Here is an 11,565-nt window from a genome sequence, read left to right on the forward strand (position 1 = left end):
CCGGTCCCGCCCCCCGGCGGGTCACAGTTTGCCGCCCCGTCCGCCGTCGCGCCGCGCGGGCGCGATCAGCGTCGACAGGTACGGCAGCGCGGCGTCGGCACCCAGTTCGGCGGCGGGCCTGATGGACTCCTCGGGCAGCCCGAGCGCGGACCCCCACACGGCGTCCTGCGTCCGCCCCGTCTCGCGCAGCGCCGCGGCGACCTCGCCGGCGAGCCGCCCGAACTTGTACGCGACGACGGTGCCGGGCCCCGCGAGCGCCTCCTTGAGCACGGCCGAACCGGCGGTGACCGGCACGAGCGTCAGCGGCTCGGTGCCCTCGGTGAGCACGGCGCCGGAACGCGCGGCGAGATCCTGCATGGCGGTGATGCCCGGCACGGTCTCGACGACGGTCCCCGGCACGAGCTCCCCGACGGTCAGGGCGAGATACGTGAACGTGGAGTACACGTTCGGGTCGCCGATCGTCGCGAACGCGACGGAGCCGTTCTCCCGCAGGAGCGCCGCGACCCGCTCGCCGGCCGCGTCCCAGGCCGCCTCGCGCCGGGCCCGGTCGGAGCGCTCGTTGAGCGCGAAGACGACGCGGACGACCTTGTCGGCGGGCACGTAGTGCAGGACGGTCGCCTCGGCGCGGCCGGGCTCGCCGCCATCGGTCCCGTCGGCAGCGGCCATCACCGGTACGACGACGACGGCGGCCTCGCGCAGGGCGTTGACGCCCTTCACGGTCACGAGCTCGGGGTCACCGGGACCCACGCCGACGCCGGTCAGCCGGTGCGTGGTGGTGTCGGTCATGACGGGGTGACTCCTTCGGTTGCCCGCGCGACTTCGGTTGCCTGCGCGACGATGCGCCGCGCCGCCTGGGGCACGGAGGCCCAGTGCACATGCAGATACGAGGCGTGCACCCCGCCCTGCACAAACCCTTCGACGCGCCGCTCGGGACGCGTGATGCCCCACGCGGGGGTGGTGCCGGCCCCGGGCTCGACGACGGTGCGATGGAACTCGTGGCCGCGCACCCGCGTCCCGTTCGCGGCCAGCACGCTGTCGGACACGGCCACGGCGTCCCGGTACCCGAGCGTCAGCCGCTCCGACATCCGCGCGTCGGCGTCCAGGACCCCGCACATGGGCTGCCCGTCCAGGGAGCGCGCCAGATACAGCAGCCCCGCACACTCGGCGACGACGGGCGCCCCGGACCGGGCGAGCTCACCGACGGCCTTGCGCAGCGGTTCATTGGCGGACAGCTCGGAGGCGTACATCTCCGGAAAACCCCCACCGATGACCAACGCCCCTGTGCCGTCCGGGAGCTGCTCGTCCCGGAGCGGGTCGAAGTTCACGACCTCGGCCCCGGCGGCGGCAAGCAGCTCACTGTGCTCGGCATAGGAGAAGGTGAAGGCGGGCCCACCGGCCACGGCGACGCGAGGCCCGCCCCGCCTGCGGTCCGGCGATTCCGGCGCGTCCGGCTCCCAAGCCGCACCCGCCGACGACGGAGCACTGCGCGCCACGGCGTACAGCGCGTCCAGGTCACACCCGACCCGCACCAACTCGGCCATCGCGGCAACAGCCGCGACCGCCTCGGCCCCCCGCTCGGCCACCGGCACGAGGCCCAGGTGCCGTGAGGGAGTCACCACGTCCGCACCCCGGCGCAAGGCGCCGAACACCGGCACCCCCGACTCGTCCAGCGCCTCCCGCAGGATCGCCTCGTGCCGGTCGGACCCGACCTTGTTGAGGATCACCCCGGCGAGCCGCACCTCAGGATCGAACGACGCGAAACCGTGCACGAGCGCGGCCACGGACCGGGCCTGCGACGACGCGTCGACAACCAGCACGACCGGCGCGCGAAGGAGTTTCGCGACGTGCGCGGTCGACGCCAGCTCCCCCTGACCGGAGGCCCCGTCGAAGAGCCCCATCACGCCCTCGACGACGGCGAGATCGCACCCCCGCGCCCCGTGCGCGAAGAGCGGCGCCACGAGCTCGGGCCCGCACAGGTACGCGTCGAGATTGCGACCCGGGCGCCCCGTGGCCAGGGCGTGGTACCCGGGGTCGATGTAGTCGGGCCCGACCTTGTGCGGCGACACGGCGAGCCCGCGCCCGGCGAACGCCGCCATCAGACCCGTCGCGACGGTCGTCTTGCCGCTGCCCGACGAGGGCGCGGCAATGACGAGCCGAGGCACGGACGTACTCACCACTCGATGCCCCTCTGGCCCTTCTGGCCCGCGTCCATCGGGTGCTTGACCTTGGACATGTCGGTGACCAGGTCCGCGAAGTCCACCAGCTTCTCGGGGGCGTTGCGCCCGGTGATCACGACGTGCTGGGTCCCGGGCCGGTCCCGCAGCACGGAGATGACCTCGTCCGTGTCGATCCAGCCCCAGTGCATCGGGTAGGCGAACTCGTCGAGCACGTACAGCCGGTACGTCTCGGCGGCGAGGTCGCGCTTGACCTGCTCCCAGCCCTCGCGGGCCTTCTCCTCGTTGTCCATCTGCGCGTCGCGCTGGACCCAGGACCAGCCCTCACCCATCTTGTGCCAGTCGACGGTCCCGCCCTCGCCGCTCGCGCCGAGGACCCGCAGCGCGTTCTCCTCGCCGACCTTCCACTTCGCCGACTTGACGAACTGGAACACCCCGATCGGCCAGCCCTGGTTCCAGGCGCGCAGGGCGAGCCCGAAAGCCGCCGTCGACTTGCCCTTGCCGATGCCGGTGTGGACGACGACGAGCGGCCGGTTGCGCCGCTGCCGCGTCGTGAGTCCGTCGTCCGGCACGACGCTCGGCTGTCCCTGAGGCATTACGCGACCCTCCTGCTGTTCGACTGCGGCCCCTGCATCTGTCGGACCTCCTTCACGAGCCCGGCGATCGACTCGGCCCGCAACTCGTCGAGCGTCACCGCCGTCCCGCCCAGCTCGCCCGCCAGCTGACCGGCGAGCCCGAGCCGCACCGGACCCGACTCGCAGTCCACGACGACCGACGCCGTTCCCTCGGCGGCGAGCAGCCGCGCCGCCCGCCCCGCGAGCGCCACCGGCTCCGGCCCGCCCGTCGCACGCCCGTCGGTCACCACGACGACGAGCGGCCGGCGTGCCGGGTCCCGCAGCCGCTCCACGCGCAGCACGTCGTGCGCCTTGAGGAGCCCCGCGGACAGCGGCGTACGTCCACCGGTGGGCAGCGACTCCAGCCGTACGGCTGCCGCGTCCACGGAGGACGTCGGCGGGAGCGCCACATCGGCCGAGGAGCCGCGGAACGTCACGAGCCCCACCTTGTCCCGCCGCTGGTACGCGTCGAGGAGCAGCGACAGGACAGCGCCCTTCACGGCGCTCATCCGCTGCCGCGCCGCCATCGATCCCGAGGCGTCGACCACGAACAGCACGAGGTTGCCCTCGCGGCCCTCCCTGGTCGCCTGCCGCAGATCGTCACGCCGCACCACGAGCCCAGGACCGGAACGCCCCCGCGCCCGCTGGTGCGGGGCCGCGGCCTGCACGGTCGCCGCCAGGTGCAGCTTGGTCAGCGCGCCGCGGGGACGCCGCGCACCCGTCGTACGCCCGTGTTCCGTGCGGGCCCGCGAGCGCCGCCCGGCGGCACCCTCACCGAGTCCGGGCACGCTCAGCATCTTCGTGCGGAAGGGTTCGGAGGCCTGTGCGGCCGCCTGCTCGCCGCCGCCCGCGGGAGCCTTCTGCTCGCCGCTGTCGGAGGGCTCGCCCTGCGCGGGGATGTCGGCGGCCCGGTCGCCGCCCGTGTCGGGGCCGTTGCCCTCGGGCGCGTCCTGCGGCGGCTGCCCGCCACCGCCGCCGGGGCCGTCCCCACCGCCGTCACCGTCACCGTCAGGATCGGGCTCGTCGTCCTGTCCGCCGAACTCCTCAAGAGTGTCGTCGAGCTTGTCCTCGTCGAGCCCCGGCGCGTCGAACGGGTTGCGGCGCCTGCGGTGCGGCAGCGCCAGGAGCGCGGCCTGCCGCACATCCTCGGCCAGCACGTCCGTGCGTCCCGCCCACGCGGCGAGCGCCGTCGCCGTACGCGCCATCACGATGTCCGCGCGCATGCCGTCGACCTCGAACGCGGCGCACGTCGCGGCGATCTGGCGCAGCGCCGCGTCACCGAGCCGCACCGAGGGCAGCAGGTCACGGGCCGCGACGATCCGCGCCCGTACGGCGGACTCCTCCTGCTCCCACTTCCCGGCGAAGCCCTCCGGGTCGTCATCGTAGGCGAGGCGCCGCTTGACGACCTCGACGCGCTGGTCGGGCTCGCGGGAGGCGGCGACCTCCACGGTGAGCCCGAACCGGTCGAGCAACTGCGGCCGCAGCTCGCCCTCTTCGGGGTTCATGGTGCCGACCAGCAGGAAGCGCGCGGCATGCCGCACGGAGACGCCCTCACGCTCCACGTACGAGGCGCCCATCGCGGCCGCGTCGAGCAGCAGGTCCACCAAGTGGTCGTGCAGCAGGTTCACTTCGTCGACGTACAGGATCCCGCGGTGCGCGTCGGCGAGGAGTCCCGGCTCGAAGGCCTTGACGCCCTCGGCGAGCGCCCGCTCGATGTCGAGCGCGCCGACGAGCCGGTCCTCGGACGCGCCGACGGGCAGCTCGACCATGCGGGCGGCACGCGAGGTGCCGGGTCCGGTCTCGTGCGGCCCGTCCGGGCACGCCGGGTCCGGGGCGCCGGGCGCACACGAGAACCGGCACCCGGCGACGACCTCGACCTGCGGCACGAGCGCCGAAAGAGCGCGTACGGCCGTCGACTTGGCCGTGCCCTTCTCGCCGCGCACGAGCACACCGCCGACGGCGGGGCTGACCGCGTTCAGCAGCAGGGCAAGACGCAGGTCGTCCTGCCCGACGAGCGCGGTGAACGGATAGGGGGTACTCACTGGTCGTCGCCCTCCAAGTCGCCCTCAAGTTCCAGATACGTGGCCCGCAGCCGCTCCAGCGTCTGCGCGTCCGGCTCGGCCCACAGCCCGCGCTCGGCCGCTTCGAGCAGCCGCTCGGTGATGCCGCGCAGGGCCCACGGGTTGGACTTCTTCATGAAGTCCTGGTTCTCCGCGTCGAAGACGTACTCGGCCGACAGCTTCTCGTACATCCAGTCGTCGACCACGCCGGCCGTCGCGTCGTACCCGAAGAGGTAGTCGACGGTGGCGGCCATCTCGAAGGCGCCCTTGTAGCCGTGGCGGCGCATCGCGGCCATCCAGCGCGGGTTGACCACACGCGCCCGGAACACCCGGTGGGTCTCCTCGCCGAGCGTGCGCGTCTTCACCTGGTCGGGCACGGCGGAGTCGCCGACGTACGCCTCGGGGGAGGCCCCCGTCAGATGCCGCACCATGGCGACCATGCCGCCGTGGTACTGGAAGTAGTCGTCGGCGTCGACGAGGTCGTGCTCGCGGGTGTCGACGTTCTTCGCCGCCACGTTGATGCGCCGGAACGCCGTCTCCATGTCGCCGCGCGCGGCCCGGCCGTCGAGCCCGCGCCCGTACGCGTAGCCGCCCCACACCGCGTACACCTCGGCGAGGTCCGCGTCGGACTGCCAGTTGCGGGCGTCGATCAGCGGCAGCAGACCCGCTCCGTACGCACCCGGCTTCGACCCGAAGATCCGGGCCGTGGCCCGCCGCCTGTCGCCGTGCTCGACGGCGTCCTCCTCGACATGTGCCCGCAAATAGTTCTGCTCGGGGCTCTCGTCGAGCGCGGCGACGGCCTGCACGGCGTCGTCGATCAGACCGACGACGTGCGGGAAGGCGTCACGGAAGAAGCCGGAGATACGGACCGTCACATCGATGCGCGGGCGCCCGAGTTCGGCGGGCGGCACGACCTCGAAGCCGGTGACACGGCGCGAGGCGTCGTCCCACACCGGGCGGCAGCCGAGCAGCGCGAGGATCTCGGCGATGTCGTCGCCCTGCGTACGCATCGCGGAGGTGCCCCACACCGTCAGGCCGACCGACCTGGGGTACTCGCCCGTGTCGGCGAGGTAGCGCGCCACCAGCGAGTCGGCGAGCGCCTGCCCGACCTCCCAGCTCAGCCGCGACGGAATCGCCTTCGGGTCGACGGAGTAGAAGTTGCGGCCCGTCGGCAGCACGTTGACCAGGCCGCGCGTCGGCGACCCGGACGGCCCCGCGGGCACGTATCCGCCGTCGAGCGCACGCAGGATGTGCCCGATCTCGTCCGTGGTGCGCGCGAGCCGGGGCACGACCTCACGGCACGCGAACTCCAACACCGCGACGGCGTCGGGGAGTTCGGTCCCGACGACGTCCCGGACGAGCGCGGGGACGGCCGCGGCGTCCCAGCCGCGCTCCTCCATGCCCTCGGCCGCGCGCCGGCACAGCTGCTCCAGGAGGTCGATCGCGTCGGCGGCGCTGCGGGCGGGACCGTCTACGAGGTCCGTCAGCCCGTCCGGCACCTTCACCGGCGCGCCGGGCTCACCGAGCAGCTCCTTCTCCACCAGGCCGAAGTGCTCGGCCAGGCAGGCCCGCAGGCCGGGCAGCGCGTTCGCCGTGCCGCCCCACACCTGCGAGGCGCGCAGCACGGCGAGTACGAGGTTCACGCGCGGCTCGCCGACCGGACCGCCGCCCAGGATGTGCAGACCGTCACGGATCTGCACGTCCTTGATCTCGCACAGATAGCCGTCGATGTGCATCACGAACTCGTCGAAGTCACCGTCGTCCGGCTGCTCGTCGACATGCAGGTCGTGGTGGAGCTCGGCGGCCTTCACCAGCGTCCAGATCTGGGCGCGCACGGCCGGGGCCTTCGTCGGGTCCAGGTCGGAGACGAGCGCGTACTCGTCGAGGAGCTGCTCCAGCTTTGCCAGGTCGCCGTACGTGTCGGCGCGGGCCATCGGCGGGACCAGGTGGTCGACGACCGTGGCGTGCCCGCGGCGCTTGGCCTGCGTGCCCTCGCCCGGGTCGTTCACGATGAACGGGTAGATCAGCGGCAGCTCGCCGAGGACCGCGTCGGGCGCACAACTCCCGCTCAGACCGAGGCCCTTGCCGGGCAGCCACTCCATCGTGCCGTGCTTGCCCATGTGGATGACGGCGTCCGCACCGAAACTGTTCTCCAGCCAGCGGTACGCGGCCATGTAGTGGTGCGACGGCGGCATGTCCGGGTCGTGGTAGATCGCGATGGGGTTCTCCCCGAAGCCGCGCGGCGGCTGGATCATCACGACGACGTTGCCGAACTGAAGGGACGCGAGCACGATGTCGTCGCCGTCGACATAGAGGGAGCCCGGCGGCTCGCCCCACGCCTCCAGCATCCCGTCGCGCAGCTCGGGCGCCAGCTTGTCGAACCAGGCGCGGTAGTCGGCGAGCGGCACCCGCGCGGGCGCCGACGCCAGCTGGTCCTCGGTGAGCCACTCCACGTCGTGGCCGCCCGCCTCGATGAGGCGGTGGATCAGCTCGTCCCCGTTGTCCGGGTAGCCGTCGACGCCGTAACCGGCCTCGCGCAGCGCGTCCAGGACGCGGACGGCGGAGGCGGGCGTGTCGAGACCGACCGCGTTGCCGACCCGCGAGTGCTTGGTCGGGTAGGCGGTGAAGACGACGGCGAGCTTCTTCTCGGCGTTCGGCTTGTGGCCGAGACGGGCGTGGCGCACGGCGATCCCCGCGACGCGCGCGGCCCGCTCGGGGTCGGCCGTGTACACGGGGACGCCGTCGGGGCCCTCCTCCTTGAAGGAGAACGGCACGGTCACGATCCGGCCGTCGAACTCGGGGATCGCGACCTGCATGGCCGCGTCCATCGGCGACAGGGCGGCGTCCGACGCCTCCCAGGCCGCCTTCGACGACGTCAGGCAGAGACCTTGCAGGACGGGGATGTCGAGGTCGGCGAGCGCGCCGATGTCCCAGGCCTCCTCGTCGCCGCCCGCGGACGCCTGCGAGGCATGTGTACCGCCCGCCGCGAGCACGGTCGCGACCAGCGTGTCGGCCTCGCCGAGGAGCTCGTACAGGCCGGAGTCGGCGCCGCGCAGCGAACCGCAGTACACCGGAAGGGAGTTGACGCCGCGCGCCTCGATCGCGTCGCACAGAGTGTCCACGAACGCGGTGTTCCCGGACAGCTCGTGGGCGCGGTAGAAGAGCACACCGACCGTCGGGCGGCCCTCGACGCGCGCACGGCGGCCGTGCACCCCGTACTCGGGCATCTTCTGCGGTTCGGCGCTGTGCCGCTCCTGCGTGCTCCCGGCCCGGCCGTGCCCGCCCCGCAGCACGTCCTGGACGAGGAAGCGGGCCAGCTCGACGAGGTTGCCCGGTCCGCCCTCGACGAGGTAGCGCAGCGCCTCGGCCACGGCGCCCGCGTGCACGGTCGACTCGGCCATCAGCTCCGCGTCCGGGACGCTCTCGCCGCCGAGCAGGACCGTCGGCACGCCGGACGCCTTCAGCGCCGCGAGCCCGTCCTCCCAGGCGCGCTTGCCGCCGAGGAGCCGTACGACGGCGATGTCGACGCCGTCGAGCAGCTCCGGCAGTTCGCTCTGCACGTCGACGCGGGTCGGGTTCCCGATCCGGTAGGGGGCGCCGGAGGCCCGGGCCGCCAGCAGATCGGTGTCTGCGGTCGACAACAACAACACTGTGCTCATGCGGGCGCTCCCGGTGGAATGAAAGGCAGTCCTGACGGAGCGCCGGACTCGATGAGCCGCCACAGCGCGTCCGTGTCCGCGTGTTCTTCGATCAGATCGCCGAGCCGGTCGAGCTGCTCCTCGCGCAGCGCGCCGAACGACGTGTCGGGCGCCGGCACGAAACGGCGGCCCGCGGCGGCCGCGACCTCGCGCAGGAACGCCCGGCGGAAGCCGTCCGCCTCCAGCGAGCCGTGCCAGTGCGTGCCCCAGACGGAGCCGACGCGGCACCCGTCCAGACTGTGTCCTCCGCCATCGGAGATGAACACCTCGCCGCCCTTGACGTCGGCGACCCCGTGATGGATCTCGTAGCCCTCGACGTGCTCGCCGAGCGCCTCGCCGACGGGCCGGGCGAGGGTCTTCTCACGCTCGAACCGCACCCGTACGGGCAGCAGTCCGAGACCGTCCACGGCGCCCGCGCGGGACTCGACGTCGTCCTCGATGCGCTCGCCGAGCACCTGGTAACCGCCGCAGATCCCGAGGACCGGGCGCCCCTCGGCGGCCCGGCGCACGAGGGCGTCGGCGAGGCCGCGCTCGCGCAGCCACTGAAGTGCCTTGACGGTGCCGCGCGTTCCCGGCAGGACGACCAGGTCCGCGTCGACGAGCTCCTCGGCCCGGTCGACGAACCGCACGACGACGCCCGGCTCCGCGGCCAGCGCGTCCACGTCGGTGAAGTTCGACATCAGCGGCACGGCGCACACGGCGACGCGCAGCACGTCCTCGCCGACGGGCGCCGTGGTCTGTGACTCGCGCACGGAGCCGCGCAGCGACACGCGCAGCCCGTCCTCCTCGTCGATGCCGAGTCCGTGCTGGAAGGGGAGCACTCCGTACGTGGCCCGTCCGGTCAGGTCCTTGAGCATGTCGAGGCCGGGCTCGAGCAGGGAGACGTCCCCGCGGAACTTGTTCACCAGATAGCCGGCCAGCAGCTCCTGGTCCTCGGGCGCGAGCAGCGCCGTCGTGCCGAAGAACGACGCGAAGACGCCGCCGCGGTCGATGTCGCCGACCACGAGCACGGGCAGCCGCGCGGCCCGCGCGATCCCCATGTTGACGATGTCGGTGCGGCGCAGGTTGATCTCGGCGGGAGAGCCCGCCCCTTCACAGATCACGGCGTCATAGCTGCCCCGGAGTTCCTCCAGGCATCCCACGACGGTGTCCAGGAGCGCGGCCTGCCGCCCCCCGTGGTAACCACGGGCGCTCAACTCGCCCACCGGCCTGCCCATGAGCACCACCTGGCTGCTCCGGTCACTGCCCGGCTTCAGCAGTACGGGGTTCATCAGGGCGCTCGGCTCGACGCGGGCGGCCTGCGCCTGCATGGCCTGCGCACGGCCGATCTCGGCGCCCTCGCGCGTCACGAAGGAGTTGAGGGACATGTTCTGTCCCTTGAACGGCGCGACCTTCACCCCCTGGCGCACCAGCCACCGGCAGATGCCGGCGGTGACGACGCTCTTCCCGGCATCGGACGTGGTCCCTGCCACCAGCAGTCCGCCACCACTCACGACTTCCCCCTCCGCAACAGTGCCCGCCCGGCGACACACACGCCGAGGGCCAGCCAGCTCACGCGCCGCGAGAGCCGCGCCGCCCGCTCGACGTCGGCGGTCTCCACGGACCGGCCCGACGCGTTCAGCACGGGCCGGTTCTCGACCCGCCCGCCGTACGACAACGTGCCCCCGAGCCGCACCCCGAGCGCCCCCGCGAACGAGGCCTCGACGACACCGGCGTTGGGGCTCGGGTGCAGCCGCGCGTCCTCGCGCCACGCGGTGAGCGCGCCGCGCGGACGGCCGCCCGCGACCGCGGCGAGCACGCCGGTCAGCCGCGCCCCCGGCCAGCCGGCCACGTCGTCGAGGCGCGCGGACGCCCAGCCGTAACGGCGGTACCTGGCCGACTTGTGCCCGACCATGGCGTCCAGGGTGTTCACGGCGCGGAAGGCGACGAGCCCGGGGACCCCGGCGACGGCGCCCCACACGAGCGCGCCCACGACGGCGTCGGAGGTGTTCTCGGCTACGGACTCGACGACGGCCCGCGCGATCCCGTCCGCGTCCAGGGCCTGCGGGTCACGCCCGCACAGATGCGGCAGCCGCTCGCGTGCCGCGTCCACGTCACCGGCGGCCAGCGCGCCCCCGATGGCGCGCGCCTCGCGCCCCAGCGACGTACCGCCGACCACAGCCCAGGTGGCGGCGGCGGTCAGTGCGAGGGAGGCGGCGGGGGAGCGGCGCACGGCGCGCGCGGCGAGGCCACCGGCGACGGCGGCGCCCCCGGCGCACACGGCGGTGTGCAGCGCGCCCCACCCGCGGTGGTCGCTCCACAGCACTCGCTCGACGGCGCCCGCGGCCCGCCCGAACGCGGCGACCGGATGCCCGCGGCGCGGATCGCCGAACAGGAGGTCACCGAGGAGTCCGGCGGCGCTGCCGTACGCGAAGACGCGCTCGGCTCGCACGGTCAGCCCGCCGCTACGGCGAACGGAACCCTTGTACTCGTTCTCGGCGGGAGCACCCGCAACTGGCAGCCGCGCATGGCGATATGTCCTCACTCAGGGTGTCCACGCCCTGGTTGGAAGAGACCGGCGGCGAGAGTTCCTGGCTCGCGGGGATCACTCCCCGGTGACAGTGGCGGGACCGCGCCGGATTCGCACCGGCTTCCTCTCCTGCTGCCGTAGATGGCCCCGGAAGTCCACCACGCTCCGCGAACGCCCGTCAACTTGCCGTTGACCTGCGAAGGGAGAGTGTGCTGAGGCACACACGAAGCGGGGTGCGGGACGCCTTCGCGTCCCGCACCCCGCACTCCTGCCGGTTACCTCCGGTCAGGCGACGATCAGGAAGATCCCGTACCCGACGGCCGCCGCGCACAGGGCGAAGCAGGCGTACGCGCCGGAGACGGCCAGCGCCGCCGAGTTGCCCTGGGCCGCCGCGGACTCCCGCTTGGTGAGGCCGACGATGCCGAGGGTGAACAGGCCCACGAGGGCCACCGTGATCACGAGGCTGACTCCGAACACGGAGCCGAGTGCTGCCCAGTCGATGTGCATAGC

The 11,565-nt window shown here is 73.3% G+C and carries 8 protein-coding genes and 1 riboswitch; all 8 genes read right to left on the reverse strand.

Features of this window, described 5'->3' with window-relative positions; all coding sequences use genetic code 11:
• Window positions 1-21 precede the first annotated feature (21 nt).
• The 8 genes from cobI to OHO83_RS33400 all read right to left on the reverse strand — a co-directional run bounded on the left by cobI (window position 22) and on the right by OHO83_RS33400 (window position 11,562).
• A complete protein-coding gene (cobI, locus tag OHO83_RS33365; protein ID WP_266669113.1) occupies window positions 22-786 on the reverse strand; it encodes a precorrin-2 C(20)-methyltransferase in 765 nt (254 codons plus the stop codon).
• A complete protein-coding gene (locus OHO83_RS33370; protein ID WP_330280168.1) occupies window positions 783-2,177 on the reverse strand; it encodes a cobyrinate a,c-diamide synthase in 1,395 nt (464 codons plus the stop codon). The genes cobI and OHO83_RS33370 overlap by 4 nt, the downstream gene beginning before the upstream one ends.
• A complete protein-coding gene (gene cobO / locus OHO83_RS33375) occupies window positions 2,171-2,770 on the reverse strand; it encodes a cob(I)yrinic acid a,c-diamide adenosyltransferase (protein WP_266669109.1) in 600 nt (199 codons plus the stop codon). Before cobO ends, OHO83_RS33370 begins: the two co-directional genes overlap by 7 nt.
• The gene (locus tag OHO83_RS33380; RefSeq protein ID WP_329435761.1) at window positions 2,770-4,830 is read right to left on the reverse strand and encodes a putative cobaltochelatase; all 2,061 of its coding nucleotides are present in this window, start codon (window positions 4,828-4,830) and stop codon (window positions 2,770-2,772) included. The genes cobO and OHO83_RS33380 overlap by 1 nt, the downstream gene beginning before the upstream one ends.
• The gene (gene cobN, locus OHO83_RS33385; protein ID WP_330280169.1) at window positions 4,827-8,507 is read right to left on the reverse strand and encodes a cobaltochelatase subunit CobN; all 3,681 of its coding nucleotides are present in this window, start codon (window positions 8,505-8,507) and stop codon (window positions 4,827-4,829) included. Before cobN ends, OHO83_RS33380 begins: the two co-directional genes overlap by 4 nt.
• Window positions 8,504-10,039 (reverse strand): cobyric acid synthase, encoded by a 1,536-nt coding sequence (locus tag OHO83_RS33390; protein WP_266669102.1) that lies wholly within the window; start codon window positions 10,037-10,039, stop codon window positions 8,504-8,506. The genes cobN and OHO83_RS33390 overlap by 4 nt, the downstream gene beginning before the upstream one ends.
• Window positions 10,036-10,977 carry a cobalamin biosynthesis protein gene (locus OHO83_RS33395; protein WP_329435764.1) on the reverse strand — a complete coding sequence of 314 codons (942 nt, stop codon included), beginning with the start codon at window positions 10,975-10,977 and terminating at the stop codon, window positions 10,036-10,038. Before OHO83_RS33395 ends, OHO83_RS33390 begins: the two co-directional genes overlap by 4 nt.
• Window positions 10,978-11,088: 111 nt before the next feature.
• Window positions 11,089-11,230: riboswitch (cobalamin riboswitch) on the reverse strand.
• A 110-nt stretch (window positions 11,231-11,340) separates the two neighbouring features.
• A complete protein-coding gene (locus OHO83_RS33400) occupies window positions 11,341-11,562 on the reverse strand; it encodes a hypothetical protein (protein WP_100592482.1) in 222 nt (73 codons plus the stop codon).
• Between the last annotated feature and the right edge of the window lie 3 nt (window positions 11,563-11,565).

Source organism: Streptomyces sp. NBC_00569, from assembly GCF_036345255.1.
GTDB lineage: Bacteria > Actinomycetota > Actinomycetes > Streptomycetales > Streptomycetaceae > Streptomyces.

Bases quoted from the DNA above. Each gene is read 5' to 3' on its own strand.
- cobI (WP_266669113.1), bottom strand. From the start codon at position 786: ATGACCGACACCACCACGCACCGGCTGACCGGCGTCGGCGTGGGTCCC.
- cobO (WP_266669109.1), bottom strand. From the start codon at position 2,770: ATGCCTCAGGGACAGCCGAGCGTCGTGCCGGACGACGGACTCACGACG.
- cobN (WP_330280169.1), bottom strand. From the start codon at position 8,507: ATGAGCACAGTGTTGTTGTTGTCGACCGCAGACACCGATCTGCTGGCG.
- OHO83_RS33400 (WP_100592482.1), bottom strand. From the start codon at position 11,562: ATGCACATCGACTGGGCAGCACTCGGCTCCGTGTTCGGAGTCAGCCTC.